Genomic DNA, 16,068 nt, shown 5'->3' with positions numbered 1-16,068 from the left:
CCCCCTTCGGGTACTGCATAAGGCTGTTAATCTTGCGATTTACAGCCTTTTTTATTTTGAACACCAAAAAATGTCCACCCCGCCAAAACGGCTCAGTCGATAATTAACGGGGATTGTTCGTGTTTGTCCTCCTCCCCTGCCGTGTCCCGTAGCCTTACGGGGTTTCACATATAAAATCGGAACAGAAACGAAAAGGGAATACGTCTCAACCTCTCCCCCTGTGTTTTGCGCAGCAAAATATAGGGGGAGTGCCCGTAGGGCGAGGGGATTAATATATACAATCAAATATTGCTTTGCGACACAGGGGAGAAGATTGAATACTTTTTATCTTACCGGCAAAAATCACACGACAAAAGAGAGCCGCAATACTCCTTGTCTAACTCTTAGAACAGCGAAAGATTAGTATGACACTATCGGCGTGCTTTTTTAACCTCCTCCCCTGCCGTGTCCCGTAGCCTTACGGGGTGTTTTGTTATGCAAAATATAGGGGAGGTGTCCGCAGGACGGAGGGGTTAAGTCCCATCAATTCCACCTATATCAAGTACCTCCTGATACATTCTTCTCTCTGTCGAAAAGAATTGACAAACAAGAGCTCTTTTCAAACTTTGTTCAATCATGCCATAAAATCGTGCATACCGTCACATACTTTTGCTCCAAAAACAAAGGTATGGAAAATCTCGAAAAACAATTTGAACAAGAACTATCGGCAAGCCGAATGCAAATAGAACTGCTGCGTAATCAAGTGTTGTTACAGTATTACACACAACTCCTCGAACTCGATCCCCTTTTGCAAACCCAAGAGGTAAAAGCCCTGATGAGCTGTATCAACACGCTCGAACGTTACGCCCGTAAATATGATTCCAAAAAGAAACATAACGATACGACACAAGCCTCTTCGGCAACACAGCAATCGGCACGTAGCGATAACGAAAACATAGATTCCATACCTGACAACGACCCAAAACAAGACCCTTGTAATCTAACGATAGTTAATCCTCTGGCAATTGTCAAAGAAACATCGCCCCATCAAATCCCCCTCGTTCGACCGGTAAAAAATCAATTACCTAAAATGATAAAGGCAACAACGCCCGGCAATCCCAAAGGCAAAAGGAAAAAGAAACGTAAATAAGACCTCGCTCAGAAACAGGTCCAAATTGTTTCGAACCATTCTCAAAATCAATATCTCAAAACCTCCAACCGAATTTCAATAAAAAAGTATCCCGGAAATCAATTCCGCATGCGATACTCATTAGGGGTAACACCCACTTTCTGCTTGAATAAACGACTGAAATGTTGTGGATACTTGAAACCCAAGCTATAAGCAATTTCACTGACCGAAAGGCTGGTATCGAAAATACGGTCTTTCGCTACTCCGATCAACTTAGCTTGTATATACTCCTGTGCAGAATTTCCGGTCTCTTTTTTAATCAAGTCACCAAAATAATTAGGCGACAAATGCAAGGAATCGGCACAATATTGAACCGACGGAAGCCCTATGATTTGAGGTTTCTCCGATTGAAAATAATCGTTCAACAAATTCTCGAAGCGAGTCAAAATATCTTTATTCACATGGCTGCGAGTAATAAATTGCCGGTCATAAAACCGAACGCAATAATTCAAGAACAATTCTATATTATTTACAATCAATGTCTTGCTATGCTTATCGATAGCATGTTGCAATTCCGACTCTATATTATGAAAACAATCGAGAATTACTTTTCGTTCCTGTTCCGACAAATGAAGCGCCTCATTCGATTCATAAGAAAAGAAAGTATAGTTCTTCATCTCGCGTACAAGCGAAGTACCCCGTATCAAATCAGGGTGGAACAAAAGAGCCCAGCCCTTAGGCTGGAAATATTCTCCATTATTGACAATCCCTACGACTTGTCCCGGAGCCAGAAAAACAAGCGTTCCTTCTTGATAATCATAATAATTCCGACCATAACGAATATCCCCGCATTTCACATCTTTCAAAAAAAACGGCATAAAAACCAAACCGTTGAAGAGAATGCAGCATAGGCTTGCATTTCGAAAAATCGACAACGCTGACTAACGGGTGCAAGGTTTCTTGTCCCATCATATCGTTATATTGGAATATATTGTCAAGTTTCAAAATCTCGTTCATAATCGTTTGTCTTTCAAAATTCCACAAAAAAAAGAATACACTCTCAAAAATATTTAGTCATACGAAACGCAGTCATTCTCTGTTTTACGAAAACAAAGTTAATACTTTTCCAAATAGGTCTCATACCTCAACTTCCGAATCCGTAAAAATGGCATATCTATCTGTAATCTATATACAAAGCCCTTACGATTCCCCTTCTAATTTTGTCTCACGAATCTAATGGTAAAGAAACATGAACAAAAATGTACTGATACTTTCTTCAAGCCCGCGGCGAGGCGGCAACTCCGACCGCCTATGCGATCCTTTCCTACAAGGCTGTAAAGATGCCGGGCACACGGTCGAAAAAATATTTCTAAAAGACAAACACATAAACTACTGCACAGGCTGCGGTATATGTAGCATGTACGGCAAGCCTTGTCCGCAAAAAGACGATGCCGCCGAAGTGCTCGAAAAAATGATTGCCGCCGATGTCATGGTCATGGCAACGCCCGTCTATTTCTATACGACGAGTGCACAGATGAAAACCCTCATCGACCGTTGTTGCGCCCGTTACACAGAAATCACAAACAAAAATTTTTATTTTATCGTAACGGCCGCCGAGCCGAGTATCCCGGCTATGGAACGCACGATTGACGGATTCCGAGGATTTCTCGACTGTCTCGAAGGAGCTCGTGAAAAAGGGATTATCTATGGAACCGGGGTATGGAAAGTCGGAGAGATAGAAGGGAAACCCGTTTTGAAAGAAGCCTATCCCACCGACTACCATTCAGTCGTGGAACAAGATAAAAAAGAGATAAACACCACCCATCGCCCTGCGCTGAAAAACGATGTACAAGATTTCGATAAATACGACATAATATTCATCGGCTCGCCCAACTGGTGGAGCACCATAGCGCCACCGGTGGCTACATTCTTGGAAAGACACGATTTCTCGGGAAAAACCATCGTCCCTTTCATGACTCATGGAGGAGGCCGATTCGGGCATTCTATTTCCGACATGAAGAAATTATGCCCCGATGCATCTTTCTCAGAAGGTTTGGCAATCAGAGACAGTTATGTAAACGACAATCGTCAAGACGTAGTTAAATGGCTGCAAACCCTAAAACTCCTTAAATGATTATGTTATGAAACAAAAAAATAGTTTTGATAATAGGAATATCTTTAAGCTTAGCATTTGGCGCCGAAGCTGAAAACGATAAAAAAGATACGACGATGGACAGAATAGAAACATGTAAACAAAATTATACCCGATTGTTCGGTGGTGAAGCTCTCACAGGGAAAGGAAGCGACCCCGAGTTGATGGATATACTTCAAAAATTCATTTTCGGTGAAGTATTCGAAACCGGTTCTCTCGACCACAAAACCCGCGAGATGATTACGTGTGTCACCTTAGCCTCCATGCAAACACTCCCCCAGTTGAAATCTCATGCAGCAGCGGCACTCAACGTAGGAGTATCTCCGATAGAATTGCGCGAAGCCATCTATCAATGCGCCCCATTTATCGGATTCCCCAAAACATTGAATGCCATTTCGACAATTAATGAAGTCTTTCAAGAAAAAGGAATCCCTTTACCTTTGGAAGCACAAGGAACGGTGAATGAAGACAACCGATACGAAAAAGGGAAAGAGATACAATACCCTCTATACGGCGACGAAATAGCCCGAACATTTAGTAACTTACCCGACGAAATGAATGAAAGTCTCCCTCGGTTTCTCACCGAAGTAGGTTTCGGTGATTTCTATACCCGTTCTGGACTCGACCTCAAAACAAGGGAGCTACTTTCTCTTTGTGTATTAGCAGCTATCGGAGCCGAATCTCAAATACATTCGCACAGCAAGGGCAATATCAAGGCTGGAAACGACAAAGCCACCCAAATCGCAGCGATGATACAATGCCTTCCCTACATAGGATTTCCAAATGCGTTGAATGCGATTCGTATTATCGACGCTTTATAATACATTACAAAGAAATAAGATTTGAAGAAAACGATCCAATCTTAATTCTCTCTGAGGCCTATCCGATAAAAAGCGGGAAAAGGGAAAGACATCTAAAAACGAAGTTTCGGGAAACGGATTCCAATCGTTATTCAAATCAGTCAAAAGGGACTACCCAATCGTCAGTTTGCACGGCTTCGAAGCAGAGGACGATTTGCTCGCGAGTAACTTTGTCCTCAGAGAGTGGCGGCAGTTCGTCCAAAGCGAAATAGGCACTACCCTGTGTTTCTATATTGGGACGGAACGAGCCGCCTTTGATTTCGCACAAGACAAAGGCTTTACATACGTTATAGGCATAGGGCGGCCGGTTATGGAGATTGCGATCTTGCAAAGCAAGCAGACGGACAGCCTCGACTTCGAGCCCGGCTTCTTCGAGCACCTCTTTTTCGGTATTGGTTTTGACGGTTTGGTTCACATCGACCCACCCTCCGGGCAACGACCACGTACCGTCCCTCTCCTCGACCAACAGGATTTTTCCGTCTTGAAAAATAGCAGCCCTCGTATCGAGTTTGGGAGTCTGGAATCCGGTCTCGCCACAAAAAAGATCCGTCACTCGTTCAAAAGACAATCCGGTCTGCCGACTCACTATCTCCGCCGAAATTTCGCGTATTCGTTGAAACCGCTCCAAATCGAACGGATCTTTCGAATAGGTCAAACCCGCTTGTGCAATAAACTGTAATTCCTTGGCCCAATCGAGCCATATCAAACTCTCCTCCTGACGTTTTTCCATGATACTCGTTTTGCTATTATACATATATTAAACGACAAATCCTGCCGAATAGTGTATAGGATAAACAGTCTCTTTCCCAAACCATACCACCGCTAACGACACGTATATGATATTTCTCTTGACTTTAAACGACATCAATACCTCCACCCTACGACCTTTTCCATATCTATTCCACCACCTCCCGCAATGCTACGGGAAACGACAGTTAAAGAGTTATCAATGTTATTTTTTTTCCTCGCAAAAAGGAGTATTTTGCGAATCAACACATCAAAAAACCGAGTTAAATTTTACTTTTTATTTTCTTGTCTTCTAAAAAATAAGTACGTTTACCAACGCAAAAAATTCATCAGATGATATTATCATAAGACTTATTATGGATATAAATACAACCCTTCAAAAGAAGTCGCTCGCGGAGGAAGTCTCCTCCCTAATCAGGGAACAAATAAACGACGGGAAATTGACCAAAGGAGAAAAGCTACCTACCGAACCTGAGTTAATGAAGCTGTTCGGCGTAGGTCGCTCCACTGTACGAGAAGCCATCAAAATGCTTGTAAACATGGGATACCTGAGTGTACAACAGGGACGGGGTACTTTCGTGGAAAGCGTTACGGAAACCAATGAACCATTCCACCAACGATTGAAACGAGCAGACATACAGGAACTGCGGGAGGTACGGGACATCATCGAGGCACCCATTGCCCGACTGGCCGCACAAAGGAGAACAAAGACCGATCTGGAAAATATGAAACGACATATCCAAGAAAGAGGAGAAGCCGCAAAATCGGGCGCTGTCGGACGGTGTATCGCCGCCGACATAAATTTTCATAACTCGATAGCCCGGGCTACGCATAACGAGATATTGTCCGAGCTTTACCATAGCATGACGGTTCACCTTACCTCCGGATACGACTATATTTATGAGGACACCACTTATCTTATGAAATCGCAACCGCTACATGAACGGCTGTTGCACCACATCGAAACAGGAAATATAGAGTCGGCCATGCGAGCGGCCAAACTATTATGGAAGGACGTAAACATAGAAAAGGAATCCGATGAAGAGCATTTTAATTAAACTCAAAGGGCATCCCCATGTCCAAAAAGGTACAGCCTATACGATATTGTTCGCCATGGGTTTTTGCCACCTATTGAACGATATGATCCAATCGGTTATCCCCGCCATGTATCCTGTCTTGAAAGATAATTTCGGATTTACATTCGCACAAATAGGCATCATCACACTGGTATTCCAACTGACCTCTTCCGTTTTTCAACCTTTTGTAGGACAATATGCCGACCGCCGACCTCAGCCCTATTCATTATCCGCAGGCATGTGTTTTACCCTAACGGGGTTATTGCTGCTCGCTTTCGCCTCGAACTTTTTCTTGATTCTCCTCGCTGTTGCGATTATCGGTTGCGGTTCTTCGGTATTCCACCCCGAAGCATCCCGAGTGGCACAAATAGCCTCGGGGGGCAGGAAAAGTCTGGCCCAGTCTATTTTTCAAGTCGGCGGAAACGGAGGAAGCGCCATCGGGCCATTACTCGCCGCATTGATTATTATTCCTTACGGGCAACATGCCGTCGGGTGGTTTTCAATCGCAGCATTGCTCGCCTCTGCCATACTGGTGCGGGTAGGATATTGGTACAAGCTGACGCTTTCCCAAACCGGAATGTCGCATCGAGCTCAACAAACGACAAGTTGTAATTTGAGTAAGAAAGCAATCCGCAATGCTCTGATTATTCTGGTAATCATGCTATTCTCGAAATACTTTTTTATCTCATGCATGACGAGTTATTTCACCTTCTTTTTAATCGAAAAATTCGGCATTACGGTACAACAATCGCAACTTTGCCTATTCGCTTTTCTCGCGGCACTGGCCATAGGGACTTTGCTCGGAGGGTTCCTCGGCGACCGGTACGGACGAAAATACGTCATTCTCTTTTCTATCCTCGGTGCAGCCCCCTTCACACTCGTACTGCCGTACCTCAATCTGTTTTGGACGCTCGTCATAGCCATTATCATCGGTTTCATCATCGCATCGGCCTTTTCTGCCATACTGGTTTATGCTACCGATTTAAAGCCGGATAAAGTAGGAATGATCTCAGGTATTTTCTTCGGACTTATGTTCGGACTCGGAGGAATCGGTTCCGCATTCTTCGGCTGGCTTGCCGATGAAACGAGTATAGAATTTATTTTCAAAGTCAGTACACTGCTGCCTCTATTGGGTATCATCGCCGGATTTTTACCTAACATAAAACCCTCAAATCGATAACAAGATGAAAGCAAAAGAAAATGCGCCCCTAACAACCTCTTCGAAAGTCGCTGTACTGTTCGAAGTAACACCTAAAAAAGAATATAAGGAAACCTACTTGCAACTCGGAGCTATGTTAAAATCCGAATTGACAAATATGCCCGGATTCATCAGCGTAGAACGATTTCTAAGTCTGAACGAAGAGGGAAAACTACTCAGCCTCTCTTTTTGGGAAAACGAAGAAGCAGCCTCCAATTGGCGTAATAAGATGAACCATCGTAACTGCCAAAAGAAAGGGCACGACTCGCTATTCGAAAAATACAAAATTTCCGTAGCCGAAGTCATTCGCCAATATACAAAAGACGACCGCCAAGAGGCCCCCGAAGACTCCAACCGTTATTTGACAACAAAATAACAGATATGACAGAATATTTTCAATACGGAGAAAAAGAACTCACTTACTTGAAACAGAGGGACAAACGCCTGTTTGAAATCATAGACAAGGTAGGCTGGGTAAAAAGGAGAGTCATTCCGAACCTTTTTGCAGCATTGGTACATTCCATCGTAGGGCAGCAAATTTCAACAAAGGCTCATGAGACCATCTGGCAGCGAATACAATCTTCATTAGGAGAAATTACACCACAAAGAGTCATAAGCCTGACCGATGAAGAATTGCAACGCTTTGGCATCTCATTCAAAAAAGTGACCTACATTAAACGCGCAGCCACAAAGATATTGAACGGAGAGTTCGACATTCACGGGCTTTACGACAAGACCGACGAAGAGGTCATCGAATGCTTGTCAAAACTCGACGGGATAGGCATATGGAGTGCCGAAATGCTCATGTTATTTTCCATGCAACGTCCAGATATTCTAAGTTATAGCGACCTCGCCATTCAAAGAGGACTGCGAATGGTATATCACCATCGCGACATAACCCGTAAACTGTTTGAAAAATATCGCCGACGTTATTCGCCTTACAGCAGTGTGGCCAGTCTATACCTGTGGGCGGTAGCCGGTGGAGCCATCGAAGGAATGAAAGATTACGCAACGACTAAGAAGCTGTTTTAAATTTATTGAGAAATCATATTATCATTGCAAGCGGGTATGTTCCGGCCATATTGAGCCCCAGTCTCGCATCTAGAATCCCTTGATTTTTGTCAATGGCCCGCTATTGACTGCATATCTCGGACTCCAATCTGCTTCAACATAGGTCTCAATCTGTCTCGGAATAAATTTTAAACAGCTTCTAAAAAGAAACGATCATGAATACAAAACATGTGATTCTAACACAACACTATCCCTCTCCTTGCGGGGATTTAATACTCGGTTCATACGAAGACCGACTTTGCCTTTGCAACTGGGTGATAGAAAAACATCAGGGCAGAGTGGACAAAAGATTACAAAACCTGTTGAATGCGGACTATAAAGAAGGGAAATCGGATATCATTCAAGAAGCCGCCCGACAATTAGACGAGTATTTCAAAAGAGAGCGGACAACGTTCGATATTCCCATACTATTCACTGGTACGGATTTCCAGAAAAAAGTATGGCACAAATTATTGGAAATCCCTTATGGACAAACTCTTTCTTATGGTGAAATGACTAAACGACTGGACATACCGAACGCCGTTCGCGCCGTAGCGAATGCCAACGGAGCAAACGCCATCTCCATTTTCGTTCCCTGCCATAGAGTGATCGGTAGCGACCGGTCTCTCACCGGTTATGGAGGCGGACTGGCAGCCAAAAAGTATTTGTTGGAATTGGAATCAATAGCTACTGTCGGGATATTCGCCAGCAGCCTGTAACCCAAACTCAAACACTTATCACCCCTATTATCACCCCTATATTTCCTCACCACGTGACACACCCCTATCGCGCTAAACGTGAGCAGAGGGAAAGGGTTAAAATGACAATCCAAATTTTCTTTCAACCCCTCCGTCCTACGGACACCTCCCCTATTGGCTCCGCAACACCCCGCAGCATTGCGGGGCACGGCAGGGGGGGAGAGGGATATGCATCACTCTGTTCCCGCTATCGAAGGTATTATCCCTTCTCTCCTTGCCGTGTCCCGTAGTATTACGGGGGACTCTGCATTAGCAATAAAGGAGTATGTTCGCAAAGGGAAAGGTGCTGCTATGTATCTGTAAAATTGGTACAACTATCCGTAATTTATCTACATATATCACTAATATTCCCATTTATCTTTGTATTCTGAAATGAAGGTGATCTAAGCTCGGAAAAAAGAATGCCTATAAAATCGACATTTACACCATAGGCCGTTACTTTTCGAATCATATCGTCTTATTTCTTCCATTGCAAATGGAAAATCGAGAAGGAAAAAAAGAATATAAAAAACTCTTTTTTATTGATTATGAGCAAAAAAAATTAAAAAATCTTTGTGTATTTTCGTAGCGATTTTCTGTACTATGCCCAACAGATTTATCGCAATATATCATTTAACAGCTAAAAACGAACCTTTATGTTAAGAAAAATCAGGATAGTCGCAGCGACTATCTGTTTCACGCTAATCACCTTATTATTCCTCGATTTCACGGGGACTCTGCATCTGTGGTTCGGGTGGCTCGCTAAAATACAGTTCCTCCCGGCCGTATTGGCTTTGAACGTAGGAGTCGTCGCATTCCTCGTTATCCTCACTTTATTGTTCGGACGTGTCTACTGCTCGGTAATCTGTCCGCTCGGTGTATTCCAAGATATCGTTTCGTGGATATCGGGTAAACGGAAAAAGAACCGATTCCGTTATTCACCGGCTATCTCATGGCTGCGTTACAGCATGTTGGCCTTGTTCATCGTCGCCCTGCTTGCCGGATTCACGGCTATTGCGGCCCTCATCGCTCCATACAGCGCATACGGACGAATCGCATCCAATCTGTTCGCTCCGCTCTATCAATGGGGAAACAATTTACTCGCTTACTTTGCCGAGCGTATCGACAGTTACGCGTTCTATTCCACCGACGTGTGGCTGAAAAGCATACCCACTTTTATCATTGCCCTCGTCACATTCGTCTCGTTACTTATATTAGCATGGAAAAACGGACGCGCCTATTGCAACACGATTTGCCCGGTGGGTACTGTTCTGGGGCTATTGTCCCGATTCTCTCTTTTCCGCCCCGTTATCGACACGACAAAATGTAACGGTTGCCAATCGTGTGCCCGCAACTGCAAAGCCTCGTGTATCGATGCCAAAAACCACCTCATCGATTACAGCCGTTGCGTGGCTTGCATGGATTGCATCGAAAAGTGCAGACAGGGAGCTATACGATACCTTCCCCGAAAAAAGACTACTTCGGCATCTGTCGAACCAGCACATGAAGACAAAAAAGAAAATCCCAGACGAGAGTTCCTCTCGTTCGCCGGATTGTTGGCCGGTACTGCCTTATTGAAAGCTCAGGAGAAAAAAGTAGACGGAGGTCTAGCGGTCATCGAAGATAAAAAAATTCCCAACCGAATCACACCCATTACTCCGCCGGGTTCGCTAAGCGCATCGAACATAGCCCAGCATTGTACGGCATGCCAGTTGTGCATATCGGCTTGTCCTAATCAAGTCTTGCGGCCATCGGGTAATCTGATGACTTTCATGCAGCCCGAAATGTCGTACGAACGCGGATATTGCCGTCCCGAATGTACCAAGTGTTCGGAGGTATGCCCGACAGGAGCCATACGCCCCATCACCGTTGCCGAAAAATCGAGCATACAGATAGGCCACGCCGTATGGGTGAAAAAGAACTGCATCCCGTTTACCGACGGAGTAGATTGCGGGAATTGTGCTCGACATTGTCCTGTCGGAGCTATACAAATGGTTCCGTTCCACGGCCGTCACCGCCATAGAGGAGGTCGTGAAAACAGCGAACAGGACAAGACCATAATGATCCCGGTTATCAATACGGAACGCTGTATCGGTTGCGGTACTTGCGAAAACCTGTGTCCGGCACGTCCGTTCAGCGCTATCTATGTAGAAGGTCACGAACACCATCGTATCATCTAATCTCCAAAACGAAAAGCAATGAAAAACGAACATAACAAGAATTTAGACAGAAGGGATTTCCTGAAAGTATTGGGTGGTGCGGCTGCCGTCACATCGGCAACCCTTCTTCCCGGCTGCAAAAACAAACAAGAATCGGCATACACGGCGACAACCGATATTCCCACCGACCAGATGACCTACCGGATAAACCCATCGACCCAAGACCGAGTATCTCTACTGGGTTACGGCTGCATGCGCTGGCCGACCGTCTCAAACAACAGCGCCAGAGACAGCAGCGACGATATAGACCAAGAAACTGTCAATAAGCTGGTCGATGTCGCCATTGCCCACGGAGTAAATTATTTCGATACATCTCCCGCCTATTGCAAAGGCCGCTCGGAGCGGGCTACCGGAATCGCCCTCAGCCGCTATCCGAGAGACAAATATTTCATCGCCACGAAACTATCGAATTTCGCGCCCTCGACTTGGAGCCGGGAGGCTTCGATAGCCATGTATCACAATTCGTTCAAAGAACTACAAGTAAACTACATAGATTATTTGTTGCTGCATGGCGTAGGCATGGGGAACGGATTACAGGAGTTCAACGCCCGTTACATCGATAACGGGGTCCTCGATTTCCTCCTCGCCGAACGACAAGCCGGACGAATACGAAACCTCGGATTTTCTTATCACGGAGACATCAAGGTATTCGACTATCTTCTTTCCCGCCAAGATGAATTCAAATGGGACTTCGTACAGATACAACTCAATTATGTCGATTGGAAGCATGCCAAAGAAGTAAACGAACGGAACACCAACGCCGAATATCTCTATGGAGAATTATCGAAACGGGGAATACCCGCCATTATCATGGAACCGTTATTAGGCGGCCGCCTGTCGAATGTACATGACCATATAGCCGCCAAACTGAAACAGAGGAAACCGGAATCGAGCGTGGCATCATGGGCATTCCGTTTTGCTGGCTCTTTTCCCGGGGTATTGACCGTACTGAGCGGCATGACTTATATGGAACACCTGCAAGATAATCTGCGCACATTTTGTCCGCTCGATCCACTGAGCGACGCCGACAAAGAGTTTCTGGAAGAGACGGCACAACAATTATTGCGTTACCCGACCATACCGTGCAACGATTGCAAATATTGCATGCCCTGCCCTTACGGACTGGATATTCCGGGTATTCTGCTGCATTTCAACAAATGTATAAACGAGGGAAACATGCCTTCATCGTCCCGAGATGCCAATTATAGCAAAGCCCGCCGGGCGTTTCTTGTCGGGTATGACCGAAGTGTTCCCAAACTGCGCCAAGCCAACCATTGTATCGGGTGCAACCAATGCGTGCACCATTGTCCGCAAAACATTCATATCCCGGAAGAAATGCAACGAATCGACAAGTTTGTCGAAGACTTGAAACAAGGAAGAGAATTTTAAAGCCTCGTTATGGAATATAGAACATTAGGAAGAACCGGAATCCGGGTAAGTACCATCGCTCTTGGTTGCGAAGGGTTTATGCACAAAACCGCCGAAGAGGTCAAAGCCGATTTCGATTTCGCCATAGAAAACGGAATCAATTTCGTGGATATCTATTCTTCGAATCCCGACCTTAGAAGCCATATCGGATTTGCCTTAGAGGGAAGACGAGAAAATTTCGTCATACAAGGTCACCTATGTACCACATGGGAAAACGACCAATACCTGCGTACCCGCAACCCACAAAAGACCATAGCCTCTTTCGAAGAGCTTTTGAAACAACTGCGCACCGATTATCTCGACATCGGTATGATACATTACGTGGATGCCGAAAAAGATTTTCACACGGTATTCGATCACGAAATCATCGAAATCGCGCAACGGTTGAAAGCCGAGGGAAAGATACGGGCCATCGGCATGAGCAGCCACAATCCGACCGTGGCGAGCATGGCGGTCAAAACGGGGCTGATAGATGTCGTTTTATTTTCCATCAATCCCTGTTACGACCTGCTTCCTCCCAACGAAGATGTCGACACACTGTGGGCAGAAGAAAGTTATACCAACGCTTTGCAGAATATAGACCCGGTTCGGGAACAATTCTATACCTTGTGCGAAAGGGAAGGCGTGGGTATCGACGTAATGAAAGTTTATGGCGGAGGCGACTTATTGAATAAAGAAAATTCCCCCTTCGGCCGGGCCATGACACCCGTGCAAGCCATCGAATATGCACTGACGCGTCCGGGAGTGGCGGCCGTCATGGTAGGCTGCAAAAATAGGGAAGAAATCGCCGAGGCAGTCGCTTGGAGCCATGCCACTCCACAAGAACGCGACTATACCGCCGTAATGACCGGCTTGGAGAAATTCTCGTGGAAAGGTCATTGCATGTATTGCGGTCATTGTGCGCCTTGTACTTCAAAAATAGATATTGCCGCCGTGAACAAATTTTATAACTTGACTGTTGCACAAGGAGAAATACCCGAAACCGTGCGAGAACACTACAAGGCACTCACACACCATGCCTCGGAATGCGTCGAATGCGGCGCATGCGAAGTCCGTTGCCCGTTCGGAGTTAAAATCATAGAATCCATGCATCAGGCAGCTCAACGGTTCGGGTTCTAAACACAGTAATAAAAATGACTACCGAAAAAAAACAAGAAATCATCAATCGGCTTTTTGCCGAACAATGTTCCTGCATTGTTTGCAATAATCACGAAATACGCTTGTTTCACGAACGAGGCGTAAAAGATATTTACCGATTATTGAAAGAAGAACCGGATTTTCTCAACGGATCATTCATTGCCGACAAAGTCATAGGAAAGGCCGCAGCGGCCTTGATGATCTTGGGAGGCGTAAAAGAAGTGTTCACCGGTGTCATCAGTCGGCCGGCACTCTCCTTGTTTCAATCTCACGGCATAGAACCCGAATACAAAATCGAGACAGAATACATTATCAACCGTACTCGAACCGGCTGGTGTCCGTTGGAGAGTCGTTGTAAAAATTTGGAAACTCCGGAAGATTGTCTCGCAGAGATAGACGATTTCATGAACACGATGAAGAATATATAAACGCATGAGGACAAAACTTTTACTTTTATTTTTTGCATTAGGAGAAATAACGGCATCGGCTCAAACCGACTCGTTGCCAAATATAACGAAAACCTCAAATGGAAAACTGATCGACCCGATACAAATCCATGAAGTGGTCGTTACCGGCACTCGCAATGAGACAGATATTCGTCATTTGCCTATGACTATTTCCGTCATAGACCGTAAACAAATCGAGCAGAGCATGCAACCGTCGATTCTCCCTATACTTACCCAACAAGTACCCGGACTATTCATCACAGCCAGAGGTATCATGGGTTACGGTGTATCGGGAGGTGCGGCCGGTGGCATGTCGTTACGGGGAATAGGCAGCGGATCGGGTCGCTTGATGGTTCTCATCGACGGACACCCCCAATATATGGGACTAATGGGACACCCTATCGCCGATGCTTACCAATCGCTAATGGCCGAACGAGTGGAAGTCTTGCGCGGACCGGCCTCGGTATTATACGGCTCGAACGCCATGGGGGGCGTTATCAACATCGTTACCCGCCAATTACATGAAGAGGGAGTAAAAACCAACCTCAACTTAGGATACGGTTCGTTCAACACTTTACAGAGCGAAGTCACGAACCGCATTCGAAAAGGCGGATTTACCAGCCTGATAAGCGGTTCGTACAACCGAACCGACGGACATCGCCGAAATATGGGATTCGAGCAATACGGGGGATATGCCAAACTGGGTTATGAATTTTCTCCCTATTGGAATATCCGCGGCGACGTAAATGTCACCCACTTCAACGCTTCGCAACCGGGTGAGGTAACCGACCCGATGATCGACGCAGACCAAAGTATCACCCGCGGTATGACCTCGGTTGCCGTAGAAAACCGTTATGAACGCACATCGGGAGCTGTGAGCTTTTTCTACAACTGGGGAGACCATTGGATCAACGACGGTTATACCGCCAACCCCGACGACAAGAATACCCCCAAACCATACCGGTTCGACTCGCACGACGATATGATGGGCATATCGTGGTATCAAAGCGCACAACTTTTTACCGGCAACCGCCTGACTGCCGGAGTTGACTACTACCGCTTCGGTGGCAAAGCACAAAACCGTTACGTCGAAGGTGAACGAAACGGAGAACGTGAACACATCGTCGATAAAGTACAGCACGAAATAGCCGGTTATATCGATTTTCGGCAAGACATCAGCCATTGGCTCACCCTCGATGCCGGTATCCGTATCGACCACCATTCGCATATCGGTACGGAATGGATTCCACAAGCGGGATTATCGTTCCATTTACCCGGCTCCATCGAACTGAAAGCGAGTGCAGGCAAAGGATTTCGCTATCCTACCATACGGGAAATGTATATGTTCCCGCCAAAAAATCCCGACCTTCGCCCAGAGTCCATGTGGAATTACGAACTGGCCTTCGCCCAACGTTTACTCGACGGAAGATTGTCGTATGGTATCAATGTTTTTTATATCGACGGGAAAAATCTGATCGTCGCCGTGCCTCGTGCGGGAGCGACACCCTTGAACATGAACACCGGGAAAATAGACAACACCGGAGTCGAAGTGGAAGCTGCTTACCGTATTCACCCCCATTGGTCGGTCGAAACCAATTACAGCTATCTGCACATGGACAATCCGGTACTCGGCGCACCCGAACATAAGTTCTATGCCGGAGCCATGTTCTCCAAAAATCGCTGGACTGTCTCCACCGGCTTCCAATATGTAGCCAATCTCTACACAGACGTAGACCATGTTCAAACCGAAGATTTCGTACTATGGAACATCAACGGGTCATTCAAAGTCACCGAATGGTTCGACATTTGGGCACGTGGAGAAAACCTCTTGGCACAACGATACGAAATAAATGCCGGATACCCCATGCCCAAAGCTACAATCATGGCCGGTATAAACGTAAAATTTTAAT

General features: G+C 45.6%; 14 protein-coding genes and 2 pseudogenes. 14 read left to right on the top strand and 2 right to left on the bottom strand.

What is annotated here, in order from left to right; genetic code table 11:
• Positions 1–667 precede the first annotated feature (667 nt).
• A complete protein-coding gene (locus QVD32_RS08860; RefSeq protein ID WP_118687525.1) occupies positions 668–1,129 on the top strand; it encodes a hypothetical protein in 462 nt (153 codons plus the stop codon).
• 98 nt (positions 1,130–1,227) lie between these two features.
• Here the strand turns inward: QVD32_RS08860 and QVD32_RS08855 are convergent.
• Positions 1,228–2,125: pseudogene (locus tag QVD32_RS08855) on the bottom strand (helix-turn-helix domain-containing protein).
• Between the two features lie 232 nt (positions 2,126–2,357).
• Here QVD32_RS08855 and QVD32_RS08850 point away from each other — a divergent pair.
• The 3 genes and pseudogenes from QVD32_RS08850 to QVD32_RS08840 all read left to right on the top strand — a co-directional run.
• Positions 2,358–2,876: pseudogene (locus tag QVD32_RS08850) on the top strand (flavodoxin family protein); the annotation flags it as partial.
• 21 nt (positions 2,877–2,897) lie between these two features.
• On the top strand, positions 2,898–3,242 hold the full coding sequence (locus QVD32_RS08845; RefSeq protein WP_271696360.1) for a flavodoxin: 345 nt from the start codon (positions 2,898–2,900) through the stop codon (positions 3,240–3,242).
• A gap of 95 nt (positions 3,243–3,337) precedes the next feature.
• Positions 3,338–4,081 carry a carboxymuconolactone decarboxylase family protein gene (locus QVD32_RS08840; RefSeq protein WP_229033648.1) on the top strand — a complete coding sequence of 248 codons (744 nt, stop codon included), beginning with the start codon at positions 3,338–3,340 and terminating at the stop codon, positions 4,079–4,081.
• Between the two features lie 136 nt (positions 4,082–4,217).
• On the opposite strand, the gene QVD32_RS08835 is transcribed toward QVD32_RS08840, so the two are convergent.
• Positions 4,218–4,850 carry an NUDIX hydrolase N-terminal domain-containing protein gene (locus QVD32_RS08835; RefSeq protein WP_118687522.1) on the bottom strand — a complete coding sequence of 211 codons (633 nt, stop codon included), beginning with the start codon at positions 4,848–4,850 and terminating at the stop codon, positions 4,218–4,220.
• Between the two features lie 373 nt (positions 4,851–5,223).
• Between QVD32_RS08835 and QVD32_RS08830 the strand changes: the two genes are divergently transcribed.
• The 10 genes from QVD32_RS08830 to QVD32_RS08785 all read left to right on the top strand — a co-directional run bounded on the left by QVD32_RS08830 (position 5,224) and on the right by QVD32_RS08785 (position 16,067).
• A complete protein-coding gene (locus tag QVD32_RS08830) occupies positions 5,224–5,925 on the top strand; it encodes a FadR/GntR family transcriptional regulator (protein ID WP_118687521.1) in 702 nt (233 codons plus the stop codon).
• A complete protein-coding gene (locus tag QVD32_RS08825) occupies positions 5,906–7,123 on the top strand; it encodes an MFS transporter (protein ID WP_278709834.1) in 1,218 nt (405 codons plus the stop codon). The genes QVD32_RS08830 and QVD32_RS08825 overlap by 20 nt, the downstream gene beginning before the upstream one ends.
• Before the next feature lie 4 nt (positions 7,124–7,127).
• Entirely contained in the window at positions 7,128–7,517 is a 390-nt protein-coding gene (locus QVD32_RS08820; RefSeq protein ID WP_008862435.1) for an antibiotic biosynthesis monooxygenase family protein, read from the top strand.
• Between the two features lie 5 nt (positions 7,518–7,522).
• Complete coding sequence (locus tag QVD32_RS08815) at positions 7,523–8,173, top strand: DNA-3-methyladenine glycosylase family protein (protein WP_118687520.1); 651 nt, start codon at positions 7,523–7,525, stop codon at positions 8,171–8,173.
• A gap of 191 nt (positions 8,174–8,364) precedes the next feature.
• A complete protein-coding gene (locus QVD32_RS08810) occupies positions 8,365–8,910 on the top strand; it encodes a methylated-DNA--[protein]-cysteine S-methyltransferase (RefSeq protein WP_118687519.1) in 546 nt (181 codons plus the stop codon).
• A gap of 674 nt (positions 8,911–9,584) precedes the next feature.
• Positions 9,585–11,108 carry a 4Fe-4S binding protein gene (locus tag QVD32_RS08805; protein WP_021892335.1) on the top strand — a complete coding sequence of 508 codons (1,524 nt, stop codon included), beginning with the start codon at positions 9,585–9,587 and terminating at the stop codon, positions 11,106–11,108.
• Positions 11,109–11,126: 18 nt separating this feature from the next.
• A complete protein-coding gene (locus tag QVD32_RS08800; protein ID WP_021892336.1) occupies positions 11,127–12,536 on the top strand; it encodes an aldo/keto reductase in 1,410 nt (469 codons plus the stop codon).
• Between the two features lie 9 nt (positions 12,537–12,545).
• Positions 12,546–13,694 (top strand): aldo/keto reductase, encoded by a 1,149-nt coding sequence (locus tag QVD32_RS08795; protein WP_021892337.1) that lies wholly within the window; start codon positions 12,546–12,548, stop codon positions 13,692–13,694.
• A gap of 14 nt (positions 13,695–13,708) precedes the next feature.
• Positions 13,709–14,140 (top strand): DUF1893 domain-containing protein, encoded by a 432-nt coding sequence (locus tag QVD32_RS08790; RefSeq protein WP_021892338.1) that lies wholly within the window; start codon positions 13,709–13,711, stop codon positions 14,138–14,140.
• 4 nt (positions 14,141–14,144) lie between these two features.
• On the top strand, positions 14,145–16,067 hold the full coding sequence (locus QVD32_RS08785; RefSeq protein ID WP_118687518.1) for a TonB-dependent receptor: 1,923 nt from the start codon (positions 14,145–14,147) through the stop codon (positions 16,065–16,067).
• Position 16,068 lies beyond the last annotated feature (1 nt).

The sequence above is a fragment of the Barnesiella sp. genome (assembly GCF_022723415.1).
Lineage (GTDB): Bacteria > Bacteroidota > Bacteroidia > Bacteroidales > Barnesiellaceae > Barnesiella > Barnesiella intestinihominis.
Note: the sequence above shows the minus strand (reverse complement) of the source record. Positions and strands in the feature narration are given on the sequence as shown.

Bases quoted from the DNA above. Each gene is read 5' to 3' on its own strand.
- QVD32_RS08860 (WP_118687525.1), top strand. From the start codon at position 668: ATGGAAAATCTCGAAAAACAATTTGAACAAGAACTATCGGCAAGCCGA.
- QVD32_RS08840 (WP_229033648.1), top strand. From the start codon at position 3,338: ATGGACAGAATAGAAACATGTAAACAAAATTATACCCGATTGTTCGGT.
- QVD32_RS08835 (WP_118687522.1), bottom strand. From the start codon at position 4,850: ATGGAAAAACGTCAGGAGGAGAGTTTGATATGGCTCGATTGGGCCAAG.
- QVD32_RS08830 (WP_118687521.1), top strand. From the start codon at position 5,224: ATGGATATAAATACAACCCTTCAAAAGAAGTCGCTCGCGGAGGAAGTC.
- QVD32_RS08825 (WP_278709834.1), top strand. From the start codon at position 5,906: ATGAAGAGCATTTTAATTAAACTCAAAGGGCATCCCCATGTCCAAAAA.
- QVD32_RS08820 (WP_008862435.1), top strand. From the start codon at position 7,128: ATGAAAGCAAAAGAAAATGCGCCCCTAACAACCTCTTCGAAAGTCGCT.
- QVD32_RS08815 (WP_118687520.1), top strand. From the start codon at position 7,523: ATGACAGAATATTTTCAATACGGAGAAAAAGAACTCACTTACTTGAAA.
- QVD32_RS08805 (WP_021892335.1), top strand. From the start codon at position 9,585: ATGTTAAGAAAAATCAGGATAGTCGCAGCGACTATCTGTTTCACGCTA.
- QVD32_RS08800 (WP_021892336.1), top strand. From the start codon at position 11,127: ATGAAAAACGAACATAACAAGAATTTAGACAGAAGGGATTTCCTGAAA.
- QVD32_RS08795 (WP_021892337.1), top strand. From the start codon at position 12,546: ATGGAATATAGAACATTAGGAAGAACCGGAATCCGGGTAAGTACCATC.
- QVD32_RS08790 (WP_021892338.1), top strand. From the start codon at position 13,709: ATGACTACCGAAAAAAAACAAGAAATCATCAATCGGCTTTTTGCCGAA.
- QVD32_RS08785 (WP_118687518.1), top strand. From the start codon at position 14,145: ATGAGGACAAAACTTTTACTTTTATTTTTTGCATTAGGAGAAATAACG.